This window comes from Nocardia sp. NPDC051750, assembly GCF_044453135.1.
Taxonomy (GTDB): Bacteria; Actinomycetota; Actinomycetes; order Mycobacteriales; family Mycobacteriaceae; genus Nocardia.
In genome coordinates, this window is sequence record NZ_JBITCK010000003.1 from 509,815 (window position 1) to 533,037 (window position 23,223).

Here is a 23,223-nt window from a genome sequence, read left to right on the forward strand (position 1 = left end):
GCGTTGCTCGTTCCGGAGCAGCTCGGTTCAGCGGACGAACTCGGCGGCATCACCGGCGAGGTCCAGCAGTGGTTGTGGTGCGAGACCCAGAATCAGCGTGACCGCGGCCGCAACGACGATCAATACGACGGTTGCCCGCGGGGCGACTATGGCCGGGGGATCGGCCGGAGGGTCGGTGAAGAACATCAGCACGATCACCCGGATATAGAAGAACGCGGCAACAGCACTGGCCAGGACACCGACGATCACCAGGAATCCCGCGTCACCCTGTGCCGCGGCCTGGAACACCGCGAACTTCGCGACGAAACCCGCGGTGACCGGGATCCCGGCGAACGACAACAACAGCAGGGAGAACACCGTCGCGAGCCACGGTGCGCGCCGGCCGAGCCCGGCCCAGCGCGACAGCGCGGTGGCCTCGGTGCCGTCGGATTCCCGCACCAGGCTGACGATCGCGAACGCGCCGAGCGTGCCCAGCCCGTAGACGAACAGATAGAAGAGCGTCGACGAAATACCCCGGTCGTTCGCGGCGACCAGAGCGGTGAGCAGGAAACCGGTATGCGCGATCGAGGAATACGCGAGCATGCGCTTCATATCGGTCTGGGTGATCGCCAGCACCGCGCCGACCAGCATCGTGGCGACCGCGACCGCCGCGAGGACCGGACGCCAGTCGGCCGCGATCTCGGCGACGCCGACCTGCAGTACGCGCAGCAGAGCGCCGATGGCGGCGATCTTCGTGGCCGCCGCCATGAACGCGGTGATCGGGGTGGGTGCGCCCTGGTACACATCGGGCACCCAGGCATGGAATGGGACCGCACCGATCTTGAACAGCAGTCCCACGGCCAGCATGGCCACACCCAGCAATGCCAGTGTGGGCGACCCGGATTCGGCCGCGAGTGCGTCGGCGATCCCGGCGAGCCGGACGGTGCCGGCCTGACCGTAGAGCAGCGCTACCCCGTACAAGAAGAACGCCGAGGAGAACGCCCCGAGCAGAAAGTACTTGAGCGCCGCTTCCTGCGAGAGCAGCCGGCGCCGGCGCGCCAGCCCGCACAGCAGATACAGCGGTAGCGAGAGCACCTCGAGTGCGATGAACATGGTGAGCAGATCGTTGGCCGCGGGGAACAGCAGTAGCCCGCCGAGAGCCAGGAGCAGGAGTGGGAACACCTCGGTGGGAGTGATTCCCGCGGTGGCCGCGGACCGTTCGGCGGCGCTGCCGGGGACGGCGGACGCCTGCGGGGTGAAGGCATCCATCCCGTAATCCGGGTCCGCGGCGGCACGACTCCAGGTGCCCGGCCCCGAGCGCGGGCGCGGTAGCGGTCCGCGTTCGGCGACGAACAGGACGGAGAGAATCCCCACGATCAGCAGTGTGCCCTGCAGGTACAGGGTGACCCCATCCACGGCGACCGCGCCGGCCACGGCCGTGGTCCTGGTTCCGGACAGCAGGAACACCGCGACCAGCGCGGCCACCAGACCGGTGACAGTGAGCGCCAACTGGGCGGAATAGCGGCGGGAGCGCGGACAGAACGCGTCCACGAGCACCCCCAGGACGGCCGTCCCGAAAACCAGGAGAATCGGCGCCAGCACGTGGTACTCGATACTCGGCGTGGATATCGATGCGGCCAGGATCTCACCGCCGCGCAGTTCAGCGCTCATGAGGCACACCTCCGGTGTTCGCCGCTTCCGGTTGTGCCGGGACCGGCGGTGGTGGATCGACACTGCCGATGGTGGTGAGGGTCTGGTTCACCGCGGGATCGATGAAATCGAGGACGGGCTTCGGATACACCCCGAAGAAGATCAGCGCTCCGACCAGCGGTACCACCACGACCAGTTCGCGGGGGACGAGATCCCGGAGTCCCTCGTTGCCCTTGGTCACCGGTCCCGTCATCATCCGCTGGTACAGCCACAGCACATAGATCGCCGCGAGCACCAGGGCGCCGGTGGCGAGCACCGCAGCCACCTGATAGCGGCTGAAAGTGCCGATGAGGACCATGAATTCGCTGACGAACGGGGCGAGCCCGGGGAGCGAGAGGGTGGCGAGGCCGGCGATGAAGAATGTTCCGGCCAGGACCGGTGCCACTTTCTGGACACCACCGTAATCGGCGATGACGCGGCTGCCCCGGCGCGATACCAGGAATCCGGCGATCAGGAACAGCGCCGCCGTGGACAGTCCGTGATTGACCATGTACAGGGTGGCTCCGGTCTGGGCCTGACTGGTCATGGCGAAGATGCCCAGCACGATGAATCCGAAATGGGAGATCGACGTGTAGGCGATCAGCCGCATCACATCCGTCTGCCCGATGGCCAGCAGCGCGCCGTAGAGGATCCCGATGACGGCCAGGACGATCACCAGGGGTGCGTAGGTGTCGGTGGCGGCGGGGAACAGCAGCAGGCAGTAGCGCAGCATGCCGAACGTGCCGACCTTGTCCACCACCGCCATCATCAGCACCGCGCTGGACGGGGTCGCGGCGACCGCGGCGTCCGGTAGCCAGGTGTGCAACGGCCACAGCGGCGCCTTCACCGCGAACGCGAACAGGAAACCGAGGAACAGCGCGTTGAGTACCGCGGGCCCGGCGCCGAGCTGTCCGGAGTTCGCGGCCTCCACCACCAGCCGCAGATCGAAGGTGCCCGCGCCGTCGGCCCCGAGATTCTCCCGGACCGTGAGCACGTACAGGCCGATCACCGCGGCCAGCATGATCAGCCCGCCGAAGAGGTTGTACAGCAGGAATTTCACCGCGGCGCGGGAGCGCTGCTGCCGGACGTGCGCATTGTCGGTACGGGGCCCGAACCCACCGATGAGGAAGTACATCGGAATGAGCATGGCCTCGAAGAACACGTAGAACAGCAGAATATCGAGGGCCAGGAAGGAGACCAGCACCATGGCCTCGACCAGCAGGGTGAGCGCGATGTAGGTGTGTGCCACTCGCTTCCCGGAACCGACCTCACGATCGTCGTGCCAGCCCGCGATGATCAGCAGCGGAACGAGCCCGGCGGTGAGCAGGACGAGCACGAGCGCGATACCGTCCACGCCGAGCGTGTAGCCGGCGCCGAAGGCCGGTATCCAGGTGTGGGATTCGACGAACTGGAACTGTTCTCCGCCGGGTCGGAAGGCCACGGCGATACCGAGCGCCACGCCTAGTGTGGCCACCGCGAACACGAGCCCGACCCAGCGGGCCACCAGCCGCTGCGCGGCGGGCAGCAGGAGTACAACCGCCGCACCCACCAGGGGGAGCAGCCAGAGCACGGTCAACCAGGGCACGGCGCTCACCAGATCCTTACGGCCAGCAGGGCGGCGGCCACCAGGGCCGCGCCGGTGAACATGGACAGGGCGTACGAGCGGACGAATCCGGTCTGGACTCGGCGAGCCCGGGCGGACAGTCCGCCGATCAGGGCGGCACAACCGTTGACCAGCCCGTCGATACCGCGGGTGTCGAGGAAGACCAGCGCCCGGGTGAGATGGCGGCCGGGGCGCATGAACGCCGCCTCGTTCGCCGCGTCCCCGTAGAGGTCACGGCGGGCCGCGACGGTCAGCGCGGACACCGGCTCGGGCGCGGTCTCGGGAACCTCGGCGCGACCGTACTGCCGGTAGGCGAGCGCGACGCCCACCGCGACTACTCCGAGTGCCAGCGCGGTGATCACCGGGACCGGCAGCGCGGGCTCGCCGTGGTGTTCGCCCACGACCGGGGCGAGCCAGTGCTGGAGCGAGGAACCCCAGACGAATATCGCGCCGGCGCCGACCGAACCGAGAGCGAGCAGGATCATCGGGCCGGTCATCACTCCGGGGGATTCGTGCGGGTGGGTATCGGGTTTCCAGCGACGTTCACCGAAGAAGGTGAGCAGCATGACGCGGGTCATGTAGAAGGCGGTGAGGCCGGCGCCGATCAGGGTGACCGTGCCCAGGATCGGCCCGGCGATTCCCTCTTCGGCGAAGGCCGCCTCGATGATGCGGTCCTTGGAGAAGAATCCGGCGAACGGCGGTACGCCGATGATCGCGAGATAACCGAGCCCGAAGGTGACATAGGTGATCGGCAGCAGTGTCCGCAGACCCCCGTATCGGCGCATATCGGTTTCGTCGTTCATCGCGTGCATCACCGAACCGGCGCCGAGGAACAGGCCGGCCTTGAAGAAGCCGTGGGTGAGCAGATGCATGATGGCCACCGCGTAACCAGCGGGTCCGAGGCCGACGGCCAGCACCATATAGCCGATCTGGCTCATGGTGGACGCGGCGAGCGCTTTCTTGATGTCGTCCTTGGCGCAGCCGATGATCGCGCCGAACAGCAGGGTCACCGCGCCGACCAGCACGACCGCGACCTGCGCGGTCGGTGCGAGGTTGTAGATCGGGTTCGACCGGGCGATCAGGTACACACCCGCCGTGACCATGGTGGCTGCGTGGATGAGCGCCGACACCGGCGTGGGGCCTTCCATCGCATCCCCGAGCCAGGATTGCAGCGGCACCTGGGCGGACTTACCGCATGCCGCCAGCAGCAGGAAAAGCCCTATCGCGGTGAGTGTCCCGTCGCTCGCGCCGGACGCCGCCCCGAAGACGGCGGTGAAGTCGAGGGAGCCGAAGGTGGCGAACATGACCATCATGGCCAGCGCCAGCCCCATATCGCCGACCCGGTTCACCACGAAGGCTTTCTTGGCCGCCGTCGCCGCGGTGGGTTTGTGGTACCAGAACCCGATCAGCAGATACGAGGCCAGGCCGACACCCTCCCAGCCCAGGTACAGCACGAGGTAGTTGTTCGCCAGCACCAGCAGCAACATGGCGGCCAGGAACAAATTCAGGTAGGCGAAGAAGCGGCGGCGACCGGGGTCCTCGCTCATATACCCGATCGAGTAGATGTGGATGAGGGATCCGACACCGGTGATGAGCAGGGCGAAGCAGATCGACAGCTGGTCCAGTGCCAGCCCGAAGTCCACCTGCAGGCCCGCCACCGGAACCCAGCTGAACAGATCGGCGGCGATCGCGCGGTCGGCGTCGGCGCGGCCCAGCATCCCGAGAAAAGCCACCACGGCGACGACGAACGAGGCCAGCGCGGTGAGGGTCGCGAGCAGATGACCCCAGGCGTCCGCCCGGCGCCCGGTGAGCAGCAGCACGCCGGCGCCGGCGAGGGGCAGGGCGGGCAGCAGCCACAGCGTTGCGGTTTCCACGTTAGAACCTCAGCAGGTTGGCGTCGTCGACCGAGGTCGAACGGCGGGCGCGGAAGATGGTGATGATGATGGCCAGACCGACCACGACCTCGGCCGCGGCAACCACCATCGTGAAAAACGCGAAGACCTGACCGTCGAGGTTCGCGTGCATCCGGGCGAAGGTCACGAACGCGAGGTTGACCGCGTTGAGCATGAGCTCGATGCACATGAACACGATGATCGCGTTACGCCGCAACAGGACTCCCGCGGCGCCGATGGTGAACAGCAGCGCGGACAGGAACAAATAGTTCTCGGGATTCACCGGGGACCTTCCTCATCGGCCGGGCGAATGGTGTGGCTGCCGCCGGTGCCACCCGTGCCGGGCGCGGTGGCGTGACTGCCGGGTGCCGGGGTGCCGTTGGCGGCGGACGCCGGGGTCGTGCCGACCGAGAGGACGGCGGCGTCGGTGAGCGCCTGCGTGCGGCGGTGCCGCAGGATGGTCGAGACCGACAGTTCCTCGAACGAGCCGTCCGGGAGCCGGGCCGGGATATCGACGGCATTGTGCCGGGCGTAGACGCCGGGTGTGGGCAGTGGAGTCGGCCGGTGTCCCGTATCGCGGAACCGGCGCCGGGACAGTTCCCGCTGGCCCAGTTTCGGTCCGAAATGTTCGCGGTGCGCCAGCAGCATGGCGCCGATGGTGGCGGCGATGAGCAGGGCCCCGGTCAGCTCGAATGCCCACACGTAACGTACGAAGATCAACTCCGCCAGCGCGCCGATCACGTCCTGGCCGGGGAACCCGGTGGCGGGGAAGGCGATATCGGAGCGCCGGATTCCGTGCGCGATCCCGGTGCACAGCAGGATCCCGAACCCGGTACCCACCACGACCGCGGCGATCCGCTGCCCGCGCAGGGTTTCCCGCAGCGATTCCGCCGAATCGACACCGACCAGCATGAGAACGAACAGGAACAGCATCATGACCGCGCCGGTGTACACGACGATCTGCACCACGCCGAGGAACAGTGCGTCCTGGGCGATATAGAACACCGCCAGCGTGATCATGGTGGCGGCCAGGCAGATCGCCGAATGTACGGCTTTGGCCGCGAAAACCATTCCCAGCGCGCCGATCACCGCCAGCGGGGCCAGGATCCAGAACTGTACGGCTTCACCTGTGCCGGTGTCGGTGAGGGGAGCGGCTGCCAGAACAGCGGTCACGGGGCTCATCGGGTACCTCCCGGGGCCGTTCCCGCGGTGGGCCGTTCGGTATCGCCGGTTACCCGTCCGAGGTAGTAGTCGGCCTCGGTCGTACCCGGTTGCATGGCGTGCGGTGGTGCCTGCATTTCGGGGGCCAGTGGGGCGAGCAGCCGATCCTTCTCGTAGATGAGGTCCGCGCGGTTGTCGTCGGTGAGTTCGTAGTCGTTGGTCATCGTCAGGGCCCGGGTGGGGCAGGCCTCGATACACAGGCCGCACCCGATACAGCGCAGATAGTTGATCTGGTAGACCCGGCCGTACCGTTCACCCGGGGAGAACCGTTCGTCCTCCGTGTTGTCGGCGCCCTCCACGTAGATGGCGTCGGCGGGGCAGGCCCAGGCACACAGTTCGCAGCCGATGCACTTCTCCAGCCCGTCGGGGTGCCGGTTGAGCTGGTGGCGGCCGTGGTACCGCGGTGCGGTGGGGACCTTTTCCTCGGGATAGAACTCGGTATTGGGCTTCTTGAACATGGTGGCCGCGGTGACCGCGAAACCTGCCAGCGGTTCGAACAGGCCGGGAGAAGAGGTGATCGTGGAGGTTCGCTCCGGAAGCGGCGGGGTGGGGAAACCGAGGAAGACCTCGGTGCCGCCCGACTGTCCCGAGGCCGGGACCGGAATATCGTCCTCCGGCGCGAATTCGGGAGCGAGGGCCGGGGCGCGGCCGGCCCGCAGAAACAATCCGATCAGCAGGCCGGTGAGCAGCAGACCACCGACCACCAGGATCGGGGTACCCACCGAATAGCCCTCGAGATCGAGCACCCGGGCGGTGGCCACCACCATCACCCAGGCCAGGGAGGTCGGGATGAGCAGTTTCCAGCCGAGGTTCATGAACTGGTCGTAGCGCAGCCGCGGCAGGGTGCCGCGCAACCAGATGAACACGAACAGGAACATCCACACCTTGGCGGTGAACCACAGCACCGGCCACCAGCCGGAGTTCGCGCCCTCCCAGAGGCTGATCGGGAACGGGGCGCGCCAGCCGCCCAGGAACATGGTGGTCGCCAGCGCGGAGACCGTCGCCATGTTCACGTACTCCGCGAGCATGAACATCGCGAACTTCAGCGACGAGTACTCGGTATGGAAACCGCCGACCAGTTCACCCTCGGCCTCGGGGAGGTCGAACGGTGCGCGATTGGTCTCGCCGACCATGGAGATGCAATAGATCAGGAACGACGGCAGCAGCAGGAACACGTACCAGGTGGGTTGCTGGGCGGCGATGATGCCCGAGGTCGCCATGGTGCCGCCGAGCAGGAAGACCGCCGCGAAACACAGCGCCATGGCGATCTCGTAGGAAATCACCTGCGCGGTGGAGCGCAGACCACCGAGCAGCGGATAGGTGGACCCCGAGGCCCAGCCCGCCAGGACGATGCCGTACACCCCGATCGAGGTGATCGCGAGAATGTAGAGCACGCCCACGGGCAGGTCGGTGAGCTGCAGGGCGGTGTTGTACCCGAGGATCGAGACCTGCGGCCCGAACGGGATGACCGCGAAGGCCATCACCGCGGCGACCACCGAGATGATCGGGGCGAGAACGAAAATGGGTTTGTCGACGATCGCGGGGACGATGTCCTCTTTGAACGCCATCTTCACGCCGTCGGCCGCGCTCTGCAGCAGGCCTTTGGGCCCGACCCGGTTGGGGCCCACCCGCATCTGCATCCAGGCGACCACTTTGCGTTCGATCAGCACACCGAACAAGACGGTCAGGAGCAGGAATACGAAGATGATGACGGCTTTGGCGGCGACCAGCCAGAGCGGGTCGTGACCGAAGAGGGACAGATCAGTCATGGTCGGATGCCTCCGTCCGTTCGGCGCGCCGCACGGTCACGACGCTGCCCGGGCCGGCGCCCAGATCACTGTGGATCGAGCAGCCGGGTGAATTCATCGGCAGCCACACGACCCGGTCGGGCATCTCGGTGACGGCCAGTGGGAGGGTGACGCTGCCCTGTGCGGTACCGATGGTGACCGGATCGCCTTCGGCCGCACCGGCTTCCGCGGCGGTCGCGGCGGAGAGCCGGGCCACCGCGGGCCGGGCGATACCGGCCAGGTTCGGTTCGCCGTCCTGCATCCGGCCGCGATCCAGCAGCATGCGCCAGCCGGCCAGGATCGCGGTCCCCGGCCCGGTCGCGGCGGGGGCGGCCGCCGGATACTCCGGCGGCGCAACGGTGGATCCGGTCCAGCCGGCGAAGCGATCGAGTTCGGCGCGTGCCGCGGCGGCATCCGGCAGGCCGAGCGATACGCCCAGCTCCGCGGCGAGGCTGTGCAGCACCCGGAGGTCGGACAGCGGTGCGGCGGTGCGGCGCACGGTGCTCTCGGTCAGCGCCGCCGCGAACGGCCGCGGCCGGCCCTCCCAGGTCCGGAAGGTGCCGGACTTCTCCATTGCCGTGGCCACCGGGAACACCACATCGGCGAGAGCGGTGACCGCACTGTGGCGTTGTTCGAGGGAGATGACGAAATCGGCGGCGTGCAGTGTCGCGCGGGCCGCGGCGGGGTCGGGAAGATCGGCGAGTTCGACACCGCCGACGATCAGGGCGCCGCCCGTGCCCGTTCCGTCGAGCACGGACCCGGTATCACGTCCGGGAGTGGCGGGTAGGTCGGTGATATTCCATATCCGGCAGGCCTCGTGCCGGGCCTCGGGATCGGTGAGCGGCCGGCCACCCGGCAGCAGTCCCGGTAGCGCGCCCGCTTCCACCGCCCCGCGTTCGCCGGCCCGGCGTGGTACCCAGGCGAGGGCGGCCCCGGTCTCGGCGGCCAGCCGCACTGTCGCCGACAACGCGCCCGGGATCGCGGCCAGCCGTTCACCCGCCAGGATCACCGCTCCGGGCTCGCGCAGCAGCCGCGCGACCGCCGCTGAATCGGACTCCGATACAGAGTGAACCGGCGTCTCGTACAACGCGCCGAGGACGTCCGGTTCGGTACCCGGAACTGTCTGGAGCAATGTGCCCGACATCCGCTCCAGACCGCGGGAGGCATAGGCGGCGACGGAGTAGATCGGCATACCACGGGTGCGCGCTGCCTTGCGCAGCCGCAAATAGACGATGGGCGACTCTTCCTCCGGTTCGAAACCCGCGAGCAGCACCACCGGCGCGGTCGTCAGTGTGTCGTAGGTGACGGAGTCGGCATGCCCGGCTACCCACGCGCCGAGGAACTCGGCCTCCTCCGCGGAATGGGCGCGGGCACGGAAGTCGATATCGTTGGTGCCCAGCACCACCCGGGCGAATTTGGCGTAGGCGTACGCTTCCTCTTCGGTGATCCGGCCGCCGGTCAGCACAGCCGCGTTCCCCACCCCGGCGCGGAGACCGCGTGCGGCGGCAGACAGTGCCTCGGACCATGAGCACGGTGCCAGTTCGCCGTCGGATCCGCGCAGCAGCGGGGTGGTGATCCGGTCCCGTTCGGTGGCGTAGGTGAACGCCCAGCGGCCCTTGTCGCAGTTCCATTCCTCATTGACCTGCGGGTCATCGCCGGCCAGCCGGCGCATCACCTTCCCGCGCCGGTGGTCGGTGCGCTGGGCGCACCCGGAGGCGCAGTGTTCGCAGACACTGGGGCTGGACACCAGATCGAAGGGGCGGGCGCGGAACCGATAACTGGTACCGGTGAGCGCGCCGACCGGGCAGATCTGCACGGTGTTCCCGGAGAAATACGAGTCCAGCGGTTCGTGTTCGGCGGTCCCGACCTGCTGCAGTGCGCCGCGGTCGAGCAGTTCGATGAACGGATCGCCGGCGATCTGCTGGGAGAAGCGGGTGCAGCGGGCACACAGCACGCAGCGTTCGCGGTCCAGCAGGACCGCGCTGGACAGCGGAATCGGCTTGGGGAATGTGCGTTTGACACCCTCGAAGCGGGTCTCCACGCGACCGGTGGACATGGCCTGGTTCTGTAGCGGGCATTCGCCGCCCTTATCGCATACCGGGCAGTCCAGCGGATGGTTGATCAGCAGCAGTTCCATCACGCCCCGCTGCGCTTTCTCCGCGCCCGGTGAACTCAGCTGGGTGCGGGCGACCATCCCTTCGGCGACCGCCATGGTGCAGGAGGCGACCGGTTTGCGCTGGCCCTCCACTTCCACCAGGCACTGCCGGCAGGCGCCGACCGGGGCCAGTAGCGGGTGATCGCAGAATCGCGGGATCTGGACGCCGATCAGTTCCGCCGCCCGGATGAGCAGGGTGCCGGCCGGAACGCTGACCGTGGTGCCGTCGATGGTGAGCGTGACCAGATCGGCGGGCTGCAGATCGGCGGAATCGGAGCGGACGGTGGCTGTCATCGGATTACCTCTCCGGCCGCGGTCGGAGCCCAGGCGGTGGCGCGCGCCGGGTCGAAGGGGCAGCCACCCTGTTCCAGATGGGCGATGTACTCGTCGCGGAAGAACTTGACCGACGACACGATCGGGCTGGCAGCGCCGTCACCGAGCGCGCAGAACGATTTACCGTTGATGGTGTCGGCGATATCCAGGAGTTTGTCCAGATCGGCGGGAGTGCCGAGGCCCGCTTCCAGCCGGGTGAGCAGCTGGACCAGCCAGTATGTTCCTTCCCGGCACGGCGTGCATTTGCCACAGGATTCGTGTGCGTAGAACTCGGTCCACCGCAGGACTGCCCGCACCACACAGGTGGTGTCGTCGAAGATCTGCAGCGCCTTGGTACCGAGCATGGACCCGTGCGCCATCACATTCTCGTAGTCCAGGGGTACGTCGAGATGTTCGGCGGTGAACAGCGGTGTGGAGGACCCGCCCGGTGTCCAGAACTTCAGGTCGTGCCCGGCGCGCACACCACCGGCGTAGCCCAGCAGCTCCCGCAGCGTCACCCCGAGCGGCGCCTCGTACTGGCCTGGGCGGGCAATATGCCCTGACAGCGAATACAGCGTGAAACCCGGCGATTTCTCACTGCCCATGGAACGGAACCAGGTGGGACCGTGCCGGAGAATCGGTGGGACGCTGGCGATCGACTCGACATTGTTGACCACGGTCGGGCACGCGTACAGGCCGGCGACCGCGGGAAACGGTGGCCGCAAACGGGGTTGACCGCGCCGTCCCTCCAGCGAATCCAGCAGCGCGGTCTCCTCACCGCAGATGTAGGCCCCGGCCCCGGCGTGCACGGTGAGTTCGAGATCGTATCCCGAACCCAGGATGTCGCGTCCGAGCAACCCGGCGGCATAGGCCTCCGCGACGGCGGCCTGCAGCCGCCGCAGTACCGGCACCACCTCACCACGCACATAGATGAACGCATGTGCGGCGCGGATGGCGTACGCGGCGATGATCACCCCCTCGATCAGGGAGTGCGGTGCGGCGAGCATGAGCGGGATGTCCTTACAGGTCCCCGGTTCGGACTCGTCGGCGTTGACCACCAGATAATGCGGTTTCACGCTGCCGTCGGGTTCTGGCCCCTGCGGGATGAAACCCCATTTCATCCCGGTCGGGAACCCGGCCCCGCCGCGGCCGCGCAACCCGGCGTCCTTGACGGTGGTGATGACTTCGTCCGGCGTCATGGCGAAGGCGATCGGGAGCGCGTCGTATCCCTGGTGGGCGCGGTACGTGTCCAGAGTCCAGGAATTCGGCAGATTCCAGTACCTGCTCAGGACCGGTGTCAGGGTCATTGCGCGCCGCCTTCGCTGTCCGTCGCCGCGGGTGCCCGCATCGCGTTCTCCCGCGCGATATCGAGGCCCGCGAGGGTCGGCCCGCCCGGATCGCCGTCGAGAACGCCGGGCCGCTGGTCCGGGAAGCCGGCCAGTACGCGCGCGGTCTCCCGGAAGGTGCACAGCGGGGCGCCGCGGGTGGGCGTGACGGGTTGCCCGGCGAGGAGGTCCGCCACCAGCGCCCGGACCGATTCCGGGGTCTGGTTGTCGAAGAACTCCCAGTTCACCATGACGACGGGCGCGTAATCACAGGCCGCGTTGCATTCGATGTGTTCGAGGGTGATCGTGCCGTCGGCGGTGGTCTCGCCGTGCGCGATGCCGAGCTGTTCGCGCAGCGTGGCAAGGATGGCGTCACCGCCGAGTACCGCGCAGAGGGTATTGGTGCACACGCCCACGTGGTAATCACCGGTCGGTGTGCGCCGGTACATCGAGTAGAACGTGGCGACCGCGGTCACCTCGGCGCCGGTGAGCCCCAGCATCTCGGCACAGAATTCGATCCCGGTACTGCTGACATAGCTCTCTTCCGACTGCACCAGATGCAACAACGGCAGCAGCGCCGACCGCGGCTGCGGATAGCGCCCGATGATCTCCTTGGCGTCCGGTTCCAGGCGCGCCCGGACATCCTCCGGAAACGGCTCCGGCCGGCTGCTGAGCCGCAACAGAATCTCGCTCAACGGTCCACACCACCCATCACGGGGTCGATACTGGCGACGGAAGCGATCACATCGGCGACCATGCCGCCCTCGCACATCGCGGCCACCGCCTGCAGATTGGTGAAGGAGGGGTCGCGGTAGTGCACGCGATACGGCCGGGTGCCACCGTCGCTGACCATATGCACCCCCAGTTCGCCGCGCGGTGATTCCACCGCTTCGTAGACCTGGCCCGGCGGCACCCGGATGCCCTCGGTGACGAGTTTGAAATGGTGGATCAGCCCCTCCATGGAGGTGCCCATGATCTTGCCGATATGCCGCGGCGAGTTCCCGAGCCCGTCCTCGCCCAGGGTCAGATCGGCAGGCCAGGCAATTTTCTTGTCCGCCACCATCACCGGACCCGGCCGCAGCCGGTCCAGGCACTGTTCCACGATCTTCAGCGACTCCTTCATCTCCTCGATCCGGATGAGGTAGCGGCCGTAACAATCACAGGTGTCGGTGGTCGGGACGTCGAATTCGTAGGTCTCGTAACCGCAGTACGGCTGGGCCTTGCGCAGATCGTGCGGCAGGCCGGTCGAGCGGAGCACCGGGCCGGTGATCCCGAGCGCGATACATCCGGTGAGATCGAGATAGCCGATGTTCTGGGTGCGGGCCTTGAAGATCGGGTTGTGGGTGAGCAGATGCTCCATATCGCGCAGGCGTTTCGGCATCAGTTCCAGCAGTTCCCGCACCAGGGTGACCCCGTTGTCCGGGAGATCCTGGGCGATTCCGCCGGGACGGATATACGCATGGTTCATCCGCAGCCCGGTGATGGCCTCGAACACGTCCAGGATCAGTTCGCGTTCCCGGAAACCGAAGAGCATCGGGGTGAGCGCGCCCAGTTCCATACCGCCGGTGGCCAGCGCCACCAGATGCGAGGAGATGCGGTTGAGTTCCATCAGCAGGACCCGGATCACGGTGGCGCGCTCCGGAATATCGTCGGTGATTCCGAGCAGGCGCTCCACGCCGAGGCAGAAGGCTGTCTCGTTGTAGAACGGGGACAGATAGTCCATCCGGGTGACGAAGGTGACCCCTTGGGCCCAGTTGCGGAATTCGAGGTTCTTCTCGATCCCGGTGTGCAGGTAGCCGATTCCGCAGCGCGCCTCCACCACGGTCTCGCCCTCGATTTCCAGGATGAGCCGCAGGACGCCGTGGGTGGATGGGTGCTGCGGGCCCATATTGACGACGATGCGTTCCTCGCCGGCACCGCGTAACGTGTCGGCGACCTCGTCCCAGTCCTGGCCCGCGACCGTGATCACCGGATCGCCGGTACTGCCCGTCCCGGGCGGGGGAGTGCCGGTTGCGGATTCGTCGTGGTCCGGACCGCCGGAAACGCCGGGCCGGATATCGATCTCGCTCATCAGCTGTACGCCCTCCGCTCATCGGGCGGCGGTATGCGCGCGCCCTTGTATTCGACCGGTATCCCGCCGAGCGGGTAGTCCTTGCGCTGCGGGTGACCGCGCCAGTCGTCGGGCATGGTGATGCGAGTCAGCGAGGGATGCCCGTCGAATCGGATGCCGAAGAAGTCGTAGGTTTCCCGTTCGTGCCAGTCGCAGGTCGGGTACACGCGGTACAGGGACGGAATATGGGGATCGGAATCGGGCGCGGCCACCTCGAGGCGTAGCCGGCGTCCGTGCGTGATCGAGTTCAGGTGGTAGACGGCGCGCAGCTCGCGCCCGGTCTCGTCGGGGTAGTGCACCCCGCTCACGCCGAGACACAGCTCGAAACGCAGTGCCGGGTCGTCGCGTAACGCCCGGGCGACCGGCACGAGATGGTCGCGGTGGATATGCAGGGTGAGTTCGCCGCGATCCACCACCACTTTCTCGATCGCCGCGTCGAAACCGGGGCCGCCGGCCAGCGCCGTGCGCAGGAGTTCGACGACGGTGTCGAAGTAGCCGCCGTAGGGCGGGGGACTGCCGCCGGGAAGGGCGACTTCGTGGACGAGACGCCCGTACCCGGAAGTGTCACCGCTCCCGGAGATCCCGAACATGCCCCGGCGGCTCGCGATCACCTCGTCGCGCGGGCCGATCGGCTGTTCCGGTTCGACGGCGCGGCTGTCGGTGGATTCGGGTCGGTCGGTGGTCATCGCAGCAACCCCTCCATCCGGATCGTCGGGGTCGCGGCCAGAGCCGCCTGCTCGGCCGCGCGAATCGCCTCGACGCGATTCACCCCCATCGGGGTCTCCTGGATCTTGGTGTGCAGGGCGATGATCGCGTTGAGCAGCATCTCCGGGCGCGGCGGGCAGCCCGGTAGATAGATATCGACGGGGACCACGTGGTCGACGCCCTGCACGATCGCGTAGTTGTTGAACATCCCGCCCGACGATGCGCAAACACCCATGGCCAGCACCCATTTCGGCTCGGTCATCTGGTCGTAGACCTGGCGCAGCACCGGTGCCATCTTCTGGCTGACCCGGCCGGCGACGATCATCAGATCGGCCTGGCGCGGGGAGGCGCGGAACACCTCCATTCCGAACCGCGCCGAATCGAAACGTCCGCCGCCGGTGGCCATCATCTCGATCGCGCAGCAGGCCAGGCCGAAGGTGGCCGGCCATACCGACCCTTTCCGCATATATCCCGCCATCGCTTCGACCGTGCTGAGGACGAAACCACTGGGCAGTTTCTCTTCCAAACCCATGTCCGACTACTCCCTGGGGCTCTGTGCCCGCGCCGGTGCGCGGGCTGCGGCTGTTCGGAGGTTCGCGGCTCAGTCCCAGCTGAGGCCGCCGCGCCGCCATTCGTAGGCGTAGGCGACCGAGACATTGACGATGAACAATGCCATCGCGACCAGGCCGAACACTCCGAGCGCATCGATATGGACCGCCCACGGGTAGAGGAACACGATCTCGATATCGAAAATGATGAACAGCATCGCGGTGAGGTAGTACTTCACCGGAAAGCGTTGTCCGGTAGTGCCTTCCACACCTCCGGCGACCGCGTGCGGTGTCGGCTCGATACCGCATTCGTAGGCCTGTAGTTTGGCGCGGTTGTAGCGTTTCGGGCCGATGAGGCCGGCGATCAGGACCGAGATGACCGCGAACGCGGCGGCGACCGCGCCGAGGACCAGTATCGGCAGTTCGGTGTTCACGACTGCGCTTCCCCTCCTTGCGAACTGGGACCCGGCGGTGGTGCCACCGGGTCCCGCGAACGGGGTCGGGCGGTCGATGGGTACGGCCCGCGCCGTCGGATCGGTCCCCGGATTCGAGAGGTGGGCTGGGGGAAGAATTCGGCGGCGCGGGTTATATGTCATCTCCCGCGCTCATGTGAGCTACAGCACAGCCTACAACTGTTACGCCAGCACGAACGCGGATTCACGGACCGGTTTGATCGAATTCGGGACTGAGATTTATGAGTAAAAGAACCTAATCGCGCGCAGGCTGTCTCTGATGTGGCGCGAGCGCGAGCCCGCGTGGTGACGCTTCACTACCGCCTTCGGGCCTGACGCGCTCAGGCTGTGTCCTTTGTGCCTGAGCGCGAGCCCTGCGTGGTGACGCTCCGCTACCGCCTCCGGGCCTGACGCGCTCAGGCGGCCGAGCGCCGGCGCAGCAGGTCGACCACGATCTCGGTGAGCCGCAGCGGATCGATCGGATGGGACGCGACCGCCTCGGCACGCGACCAGTTCGCCAGCCACGCATCATCGGCGCGGCCGGTGAGCACGATCAGCGGTGGGCAGTTGTCGATCTCGTCCTTGAGTTGCTTCGCCACACCCATCCCGCCCACCGGGGCGGACTCGCCGTCCAGGATCGCCAGATCGGCCGCGCCGGCATCCATCCGCTGCAGAACCACCGGGGCGGTGGCCACCTCGAGATAATCGAGGGGCGGTAGGTCGGGACGCGGACGGCGCCCGAGCGCCAGCATCACCTGACTCCGGGTGTCGGCGTCGTTGCTGTAGACCAGGACCCGCAGCACGGCGGGAGAATTCGCATCGGCCACGTCCGCATGGTACGTCCGCAGCTATGCAGTTCGGGGCACCTTGGCCGAGATGGGTCGGTGACGCCGCGGCGGGACGGTGGTTCCGGGGTGCGCCTCCGGAAGTACGCCTAAGCTGCCGGCGTGACGGAAGAACTGGTCGGCGAACTCATCGATACGGTCGCCTGGGTGCTGATCGTGGACGGGCGGATCCTGTGCGCCCGCCCACGTGGCAAGGAGATCTTCTACATCCCCGGCGGAAAGCGCGAGGCGGGCGAATCCGATGAGCAGACTCTGGTGCGCGAGATCGCCGAGGAACTCACGGTCGCGCTGGACACCGAAACCGTCGTACCGGTGGGGGTCTACGAGGCCGACGACGGCGGTGTGCGGGTCCGGATGAGCTGCTACCGCGCCGGCTATCGGGGGGAACTGACCGCGAGCAGTGAGATCGCCGAACTCGCCTGGTTCGGCTACCACGACCGGCCCCACGTTCCGCCGGTCGACCAGCTGCTGTTCGACGAACTGCACGCCGCGGGTTCGCTGCACTGACCGCGTGGCGGAGCCGGCGACCGGCTCCGCCACGCGGTCACCCCTGATTGGTCGTGAGATCGGGGCGGGTGGCCCGGTCGATGAGATGCTCGATCAAGCTGAGCAGCGTATTCTTCGCCGACACCCGGTCCCGGGCGTCGCAGAGCATCACCGGAATCGACCCGTCGAGGTCGAGAGCATCCCGGACCTCGTCGATGGTGTAGCGCGGAGCGCCGTCGAAACAGTTGACCGCGACCAGGAACGGCAGGCCGCGGCGTTCGAAATAGTCGATAGCGGCGAAGGAATTGCCGAGCCGCCTGGTATCGGCCAGCACCACCGCCCCGAGCGCGCCCCGGGCGAGTTCGTCCCACAGGAACCAGAATCGGTCCTGGCCGGGCGTACCGAACAGGTACAGGACCAGGTCCTTGTCGATGGTGATACGGCCGAAGTCCAGTGCCACCGTGGTGGTGGTCTTGGATTCCACACCGGACAGATCGTCGATCCCCGTACTGAGTTCGGTGATCATCTCCTCGGTCCGCAGCGGCGGTATCTCACTGATGGAGGCCACCATGGTGGTCTTGCCGACGCCGAAGCCGCCGGCGATGAGGACCTTGACCGAGGCGGCCAGAGCCGGCGCCGCGGGGTCGATCCGGGCAGGGTCAAATTTTTCGGATTCCATCCAGTACCGCTCGCAATATGTTGAAGTCGCCGGGACCGGACTCCATCTGCACTGGAGCCCGGAAGATCAGATGGCCGTCACCGATCAGATCTCCGACGAGAATCTTGGTCACCGCCAGCGGCAGTTTCAAGGCGGCTGCCACCTCCGCCACTGTCTGTGGTTCCGTGCACAACTGCACGATATCGAGGTATTCGGGTTCAGGTCTGCGCAGTGGCGGGGCTCCACGGGCTTTCACCACGACTGTGAGCATATCCAGATCGTGTCCGGCGCCGACGGTCCGGCCCCGGGTGATCGCATACGGCCGCACCAGCGGTCCGGCATCGTCGTCGAACCAGGAGTCCCGGGTACCGGTCATCGCCGAGTCACTGTTCTCACGGTTGCTGTGGTTCGACCCCGGTTCCGCTGCGGGAACTGGTCGAGAGATGGCTACCGACGCGCTGCACGGTCAGATTCATCTCATAGGCCACCATGCCGAGATTGGCATCGGCGGACGCCTGTACCGCGATGCAGGCGTTGGCGCCGGCCGAGGTCACGAACAGGACCGCGCGGTCCAGTTCGATCACCGCCTGCCGGACTCCGCCACCGTCGAAACGGGCGCCCGCGCTACGGGCCAGGCCGTGCAGGGTGGACGACATCGCCGCGAAATGCTCGGCTTCGGTGCGGTCCATTTTCGTGGAGTGACCGAGCAGCATGCCGTCGGTGGACAGGACGACCGCCAGCCGGACCCCCGCGAGTCGCTCGACGAGGTCGTCGAGCAGCCAGTTCAGATCACCTTGAGTGGAAGTGGACACTGACACTTAGCCTTCCTGTTCATCCGGGGATGCGCCGTCCGGCGCCGGGTTCGCGGCGCCGGAATCCGTGGCGGGCATAGGCTTGCGGCCCTGCCGGGTGCCGTTCTCGATCGCCGCCATCAGGTCTCGGGCCTGTTCGGCCGAGCGCGGCCGCGCCGTTGCGGCCTGCTGGGCGCCCGAATCTTCCGGCCGCGGTGCGACTTTAGCCTGCCTGCTGCGGCGCGGTAAAGCTGGACGGCCGTCGGGGAGGACCTCCGGCACGACGGGAGTCGTGAGGGCTTCCGACGTGGCGGCGTCCGGCGGGGCGGGCGCCGGGCGGGCCTCGGTGTGTGGCCGGTCCTCGAGCAGGGTCGCCGTACCGGACGGCGCCGGGGTGGTTTCGGCGCGCTCCTCGGTTGTCACGTCCGGTGCAAGTGATGCCTGCCGCGGCAGGGGGGTCAGCGGGGTGGTTTCCTCCGCGGGGTCGGTGAGCAGGGCCGATGGGATGATGACCACCGCGCGCACCCCGCCGTATTCGGACTCCCACAGGCGGACCGAGATACCGTGCCGCGCGGCCAGCTGCGCGACCACGAAGATCCCCAGCCGCGAATCGCGCTGCAGCGAGGCGACCTCGAAGTTCGGCGGTGTCTGCAGGATCTCGTTGAGCCGGTCGCGGCTGTCGGCGGTGATCCCCATGCCCTGATCGGTGATCTCCACGGCCACACCCTTGCCGATGATCGACCCGGTGACCTGCACCCGTGACTGCGGCGGCGAGAACGAGGTCGCGTTGTCGACGAGTTCGGCGAGCAGATGGATGAGATCACCGACGGCACCGCCGGAGACGCGCAGTTCCGGCAATCTGGCCAGCCGCACGCGGGGATAGTCCTGGGTTTCGCCGACCGCGCTGCGCACCAGATCCACCAGCGGGACCGGCGCACGCCATTGGCGGCCCGGTTTCCCGCCGCCGAGAACGATGAGGTTCTCGGCATTGCGGCGTTCCCGGGTGGCCAGGTGGTCGAGTTTGAACAGGACATCCAGCATCGCCGGGTCCTCTTCGCGCCGTTCGGCCTCGTCCAGGATCTCCAGCTGTTTGTGGACGACGATCTGGCTGCGGTGCGCAATGTTCAGGAAGATAGATTTCACGCCTTCCTGGGTGCGTGCCTCGGTGACCGCGGCGGTGACGGCCACCGCGTGGGCGTGTTCGAACGCGGTGGCCACGGCGCCGAGTTCGTCGTGTCCGAAGTCGAGGTCCGCCGCCGCCTCGGACTCGTCGATTTCCTCCCCGGCGCGTAGCCGGTCGAGCATATCCGGCAACCGTTCGTCGGCCAGGGCCAGCGTATGGTCGCGCAGCCGCACCAGCCGGTGGATGAAGCGGTTGGCCAGGACCAGGGAGATGCCGAACCCGGCCGCCGAGATCAGCAGCACGGCGAGGCCGATCAGCAGTGACTGCGTCGTGGTGCGTGCTGCCGCGTCCAGCGAGGTCTGCTGCATGACCAGGTTCTGCTCGTCCCATAGTTCGAGCATTTCGTGACCGACGTGATCGGCGGCCGCCTGCCAGGCGGCGAGCTGCGCCGGCGGCAGGCCACCGGATTCGTTGCCGGTGTCCGCGCCCGGGAGGCTCCGGGCGATGAGGCTGCTCTCGGTACGGGTGAGCAGCTGCCATTGCGGGCTGCTGAGCACAGTGTTCAGCCGCTCCCCGAGCTCCGGCTCGAGCTCGGCGGCCAGCAGCGCGGCTTCGGTGTGGTAGAAGCCGGTCTGCTGGATGTACTCCTCCGGCAGGGCGACCGGGCGGCCGGTACGCAGCGCGGCCCCGGCCATGGCGTGGCTGCGGGAGGTGGCTTCGAGCATGTGCATGATGCGCGTGGTGAGCGTGAGCTGGGTGGCCGACGGCGCGTCCGGTGCGAAGGATTGCGAGAGTTGCGCACCGGACGCGAGCGCGTCCAGCAGTCGTGCGTAGAAGGTGTAGGCGTCCCCGGCGGACACCGCGCGGTTGTCGACGGCGCCGCGGATGTTGGTCAGCTGCTGGACGAGCGTGGCGAACGACCCGATCTCGTCGCCGATCTCGTCGGGCTGCAGATCGCGCAGCCGTGCGGAGGCGGTGACGAGGTCGCGAAGCGCCTGCTCGCTGTTGGGTCGGACGGCGGCCAGGGCATCGGCCGCGGCCGGGTCGCCGGCCAGGTAGGTGAGGGTCAGCCGGCGTTCGTTCTGGACGATGTCGTAGACCGTGCGGGTGGGACCGGAGGCTGCACGCATCGCCTCGGTCACTTCGCGGTCGTGCTGACCCTGGTCGATCAGATAGCCGGTCGCGCCCACGCCGGCCACCAGCAGGGTGAGACTCGGGATGAGCGCGATGGCCAGGATCCGGGCGCGGACACCGAGCCTCGCTCTGAACATCGCCACAAAGTAACCTTTCGTCCCCCGTACAGCACATCGAATCCCATTGAACAGGACTCGCTTTGACACCGCTTCTGGTGTGTGGCGCGCCCTCGGCACAACGGCGGAGATGCTACCCGAATTCGGATCGGCCGCCACCCGTCGCGCGGGCGCCGGGGCGGCGGATGCCGATGACCAGCGTGCGGCCCGCGGCTCCGGCCCGGCCGGTGGACCGCGACAGGCCCGGTATCAGTCCCGGCTGCGTTTACGGGATTCGAGTGCGGCGGCCTCCGCCGCACTGAGGCGGCGGGCGCGGAGCAGGAATATCGCCGTGTCCGCGGGTGGTCCGTCGTCGCTCGGTTCGCCGCCGGGGGCGGGACCGGCGTCGGTGGGCACATCCACGGTGAGGTGGTCGCGTTCGAAATGCGTGTAGGCCTGCGCGCTCATCCACAACTCCGTGTGCCAGGCCAGCCGCCCGAAGAGGGTATCTCCCTCGGCCGCACGGAAATCGCGGATGGGGAGCCAGTCCGGCGCCGGTTCGTCGGTGATGTGGTCGGGCAGATAGAGCAGGATGGGACCGTGCTGTTCGATCAATTCGCGGAGGGCGTTGCGGGCCCGATCGGTCACCGCGACCCGGTCGCTGCGATACGCCATCAGGAACTCCGTGCCGCGCCGCGACACCGCGCCGCTACCGAATGGATCCGATGAAACATGTCGCTCCTCGCACAGGGTCTCCGGCACCGGCCGGGCACACCGATTTCGGTGTGCCGCAGCCCGGTAGCCGGATCGCGTCTTCGCCGGCACTATTGCGAACACATTCTTGCGTATCGCGATGCGGCGGGTGCGGGGGAGTCGGTTGCCCAGCGAAATATGTTGTGGTATAGGAATGTCCGGCGACGGCCGGATCGGAAGGCCGCCGGCCCGTCCGGCGGGCCTCGAAAGTGCAGGTGTTCGGCTATTTCCGGATAAAGATGCCCGCGATATCGGCCCGCTCGATTGGTGTGTCGGCATTGGCCTGAACGGTGCACAATCCGTCGACAGCGGCCATGGACACGTCCACATTCGTTCCGGTCGGTTCCTGTCCGAGCTGCTCCTCTAGGAACTTGGTGATGGTGACGCGTTTGGTTTTCTGGTCCTGTCCGACGTATTCGCGGCAGGGTGTATCGCCGCCCTTGTTGAGCGCCTGTTCGATCTCGGTACAACCCGACAGGACGATCGCGGCGGCCGCGATCATGAGGCCGAACCGGGCTTTCGTGGCGTACATCGACAAATCCTCCTGGTCGGCTCGGGCGGGCGCCGCGCCTGCCCGAGGCATACCCACCCTAATTCCGGTGACTCGCCGACGGTCATGCGGCGTACGCGACGGTGTCCGGGTATGCAGGAGGGATGAATTCACCGACGGAATTCCGTTTCGGCGTGAATATGGGGGTGCCGGAGTCGCGTGACGACTGGGTGCGCAAATGCCGCCGGGCCGAAGAACTCGGCTACGACGTCATCGGCGTGGCCGACCACCTCGGCCTGGCGCCGCCGTTCCCGGCCCTGGTCCTGGCGGCCGAGAACACCGAACGGGTGCGGTTGAACACGTTCGTACTCAACGCGCCCTTCTACAATCCCGTCCTGCTGGCCCGGGACGTCGCCGGAACCGACCGGTTCGTGCGGGGACGGCTGGAACTGGGACTGGGCGCCGGCTATGTGCGCGACGAATTCGACACCGCCGGTATCCCGTTCGGGTCGGGTGCGAGCCGGGTCGCGCAGCTGGAGCGGACCGTGCGCGCCCTGCGCGAGTTGTTCGCCGACCCCGGGTATCAGCCGCAACCGGCGCAACCGGGAGGGCCGCCGCTGCTCATCGGCGGCTGGGGCGACCGCATGCTGCGTCTCGCCGCCCGGTACGCCGGCGTCGTGGCGCTGACCGGTGCCTCGACCACCGCCGCCGGGCCGCTGCGGCTGGCCGGCCCCGCCGAAATCGACGAGCGAGTCGGGTTCGTCCGTGCCGCGCTGGGGGAGCGCGCCCCGGAGGTGGAATTGAACATCCTGGTCCAGGCTGTGGCGCCCGCCGCGCGGCGGGCCGAGGTGCTCGACAAATATCGGCCGGTTCTTGCTCCCGAGGTACTTGCCGCCGTGGACGAGCTGCCCACCATCCTGGTCGGTGGCCCGGCGGAGCTCGCGGAGCGGCTGCGGGTGAACCGTGAGCGATTCGGCTTCGGTTATGTCACCGTGCTGGAACCGGATCTGGAGGCTTTCGCCGAGGTGATCGCCGAACTGAGGTAATCGATGCCGGTGTGACGGACGGCG

Annotated in this window: 22 protein-coding genes; 2 read left to right on the top strand and 20 right to left on the bottom strand. The window is 67.6% G+C overall.

The genetic code is table 11. From position 1 onward, the window contains the following. Positions 1-27 precede the first annotated feature (27 nt). The 14 genes from nuoN to ACIA75_RS16100 form a co-directional block, all read right to left on the bottom strand. A complete protein-coding gene (gene nuoN / locus ACIA75_RS16035; protein WP_397104386.1) occupies positions 28-1,650 on the bottom strand; it encodes an NADH-quinone oxidoreductase subunit NuoN in 1,623 nt (540 codons plus the stop codon). Continuing rightward, a complete protein-coding gene (locus ACIA75_RS16040) occupies positions 1,640-3,262 on the bottom strand; it encodes an NADH-quinone oxidoreductase subunit M (protein WP_397104388.1) in 1,623 nt (540 codons plus the stop codon). Before ACIA75_RS16040 ends, nuoN begins: the two co-directional genes overlap by 11 nt. Continuing rightward, positions 3,259-5,145 (bottom strand): NADH-quinone oxidoreductase subunit L, encoded by a 1,887-nt coding sequence (nuoL, locus tag ACIA75_RS16045; RefSeq protein WP_397104390.1) that lies wholly within the window; start codon positions 5,143-5,145, stop codon positions 3,259-3,261. Before nuoL ends, ACIA75_RS16040 begins: the two co-directional genes overlap by 4 nt. 1 nt (position 5,146) lies before the next feature. Next, positions 5,147-5,446, bottom strand: coding sequence for an NADH-quinone oxidoreductase subunit NuoK (nuoK, locus tag ACIA75_RS16050; RefSeq protein WP_357427962.1), 300 nt, complete (start codon positions 5,444-5,446; stop codon positions 5,147-5,149). Then, on the bottom strand, positions 5,443-6,345 hold the full coding sequence (locus ACIA75_RS16055; RefSeq protein WP_397104393.1) for an NADH-quinone oxidoreductase subunit J: 903 nt from the start codon (positions 6,343-6,345) through the stop codon (positions 5,443-5,445). Before ACIA75_RS16055 ends, nuoK begins: the two co-directional genes overlap by 4 nt. Beyond that, a complete protein-coding gene (nuoH, locus tag ACIA75_RS16060) occupies positions 6,342-8,153 on the bottom strand; it encodes an NADH-quinone oxidoreductase subunit NuoH (protein WP_397104395.1) in 1,812 nt (603 codons plus the stop codon). The genes ACIA75_RS16055 and nuoH overlap by 4 nt, the downstream gene beginning before the upstream one ends. Next, positions 8,146-10,620 carry an NADH-quinone oxidoreductase subunit G gene (locus ACIA75_RS16065; protein WP_397104397.1) on the bottom strand — a complete coding sequence of 825 codons (2,475 nt, stop codon included), beginning with the start codon at positions 10,618-10,620 and terminating at the stop codon, positions 8,146-8,148. The genes nuoH and ACIA75_RS16065 overlap by 8 nt, the downstream gene beginning before the upstream one ends. Continuing rightward, positions 10,617-11,945, bottom strand: coding sequence for an NADH-quinone oxidoreductase subunit NuoF (gene nuoF / locus ACIA75_RS16070; RefSeq protein ID WP_397104399.1), 1,329 nt, complete (start codon positions 11,943-11,945; stop codon positions 10,617-10,619). The genes ACIA75_RS16065 and nuoF overlap by 4 nt, the downstream gene beginning before the upstream one ends. Then, positions 11,942-12,658 carry an NADH-quinone oxidoreductase subunit NuoE gene (nuoE, locus tag ACIA75_RS16075; protein ID WP_397104401.1) on the bottom strand — a complete coding sequence of 239 codons (717 nt, stop codon included), beginning with the start codon at positions 12,656-12,658 and terminating at the stop codon, positions 11,942-11,944. Before nuoE ends, nuoF begins: the two co-directional genes overlap by 4 nt. Beyond that, entirely contained in the window at positions 12,655-14,034 is a 1,380-nt protein-coding gene (nuoD, locus tag ACIA75_RS16080; RefSeq protein ID WP_397104403.1) for an NADH dehydrogenase (quinone) subunit D, read from the bottom strand. Before nuoD ends, nuoE begins: the two co-directional genes overlap by 4 nt. Continuing rightward, on the bottom strand, positions 14,034-14,759 hold the full coding sequence (locus ACIA75_RS16085) for an NADH-quinone oxidoreductase subunit C (RefSeq protein WP_397104405.1): 726 nt from the start codon (positions 14,757-14,759) through the stop codon (positions 14,034-14,036). The genes nuoD and ACIA75_RS16085 overlap by 1 nt, the downstream gene beginning before the upstream one ends. After that, the gene (locus ACIA75_RS16090) at positions 14,756-15,310 is read right to left on the bottom strand and encodes a NuoB/complex I 20 kDa subunit family protein (RefSeq protein WP_397104407.1); all 555 of its coding nucleotides are present in this window, start codon (positions 15,308-15,310) and stop codon (positions 14,756-14,758) included. The genes ACIA75_RS16085 and ACIA75_RS16090 overlap by 4 nt, the downstream gene beginning before the upstream one ends. 69 nt (positions 15,311-15,379) lie before the next feature. Continuing rightward, positions 15,380-15,760 (bottom strand): NADH-quinone oxidoreductase subunit A, encoded by a 381-nt coding sequence (locus ACIA75_RS16095; RefSeq protein ID WP_397104409.1) that lies wholly within the window; start codon positions 15,758-15,760, stop codon positions 15,380-15,382. Between the two features lie 434 nt (positions 15,761-16,194). Then, positions 16,195-16,530: a hypothetical protein gene (locus ACIA75_RS16100; RefSeq protein WP_397105348.1), complete on the bottom strand. Its 336-nt coding sequence runs from the start codon at positions 16,528-16,530 to the stop codon at positions 16,195-16,197. 195 nt (positions 16,531-16,725) lie between these two features. Between ACIA75_RS16100 and ACIA75_RS16105 the strand changes: the two genes are divergently transcribed. After that, positions 16,726-17,130, top strand: a complete 405-nt coding sequence (locus ACIA75_RS16105; RefSeq protein WP_397104411.1) for an NUDIX domain-containing protein — start codon at positions 16,726-16,728, stop codon at positions 17,128-17,130. Positions 17,131-17,167: 37 nt separating this feature from the next. Here the strand turns inward: ACIA75_RS16105 and ACIA75_RS16110 are convergent, their stop codons facing one another. The 6 genes from ACIA75_RS16110 to ACIA75_RS16135 form a co-directional block, all read right to left on the bottom strand. Beyond that, positions 17,168-17,788, bottom strand: a complete 621-nt coding sequence (locus ACIA75_RS16110) for a GTP-binding protein (protein WP_397104413.1) — start codon at positions 17,786-17,788, stop codon at positions 17,168-17,170. Further along, positions 17,769-18,143 carry a DUF742 domain-containing protein gene (locus ACIA75_RS16115; RefSeq protein ID WP_397104415.1) on the bottom strand — a complete coding sequence of 125 codons (375 nt, stop codon included), beginning with the start codon at positions 18,141-18,143 and terminating at the stop codon, positions 17,769-17,771. The genes ACIA75_RS16110 and ACIA75_RS16115 overlap by 20 nt, the downstream gene beginning before the upstream one ends. A gap of 16 nt (positions 18,144-18,159) precedes the next feature. Further along, positions 18,160-18,579 (bottom strand): roadblock/LC7 domain-containing protein, encoded by a 420-nt coding sequence (locus ACIA75_RS16120; RefSeq protein ID WP_397104417.1) that lies wholly within the window; start codon positions 18,577-18,579, stop codon positions 18,160-18,162. A gap of 6 nt (positions 18,580-18,585) precedes the next feature. Next, entirely contained in the window at positions 18,586-20,952 is a 2,367-nt protein-coding gene (locus ACIA75_RS16125) for a nitrate- and nitrite sensing domain-containing protein (protein WP_397104419.1), read from the bottom strand. Between the two features lie 228 nt (positions 20,953-21,180). Then, positions 21,181-21,585, bottom strand: a complete 405-nt coding sequence (locus tag ACIA75_RS16130; RefSeq protein ID WP_397104421.1) for a DUF779 domain-containing protein — start codon at positions 21,583-21,585, stop codon at positions 21,181-21,183. A gap of 301 nt (positions 21,586-21,886) precedes the next feature. Continuing rightward, positions 21,887-22,195 (bottom strand): hypothetical protein, encoded by a 309-nt coding sequence (locus tag ACIA75_RS16135; RefSeq protein ID WP_397104423.1) that lies wholly within the window; start codon positions 22,193-22,195, stop codon positions 21,887-21,889. A gap of 122 nt (positions 22,196-22,317) precedes the next feature. Between ACIA75_RS16135 and ACIA75_RS16140 the strand changes: the two genes are divergently transcribed. Further along, positions 22,318-23,199 (top strand): TIGR03621 family F420-dependent LLM class oxidoreductase, encoded by an 882-nt coding sequence (locus ACIA75_RS16140; protein ID WP_397104425.1) that lies wholly within the window; start codon positions 22,318-22,320, stop codon positions 23,197-23,199. The last annotated feature ends 24 nt before the right edge of the window (positions 23,200-23,223 follow it).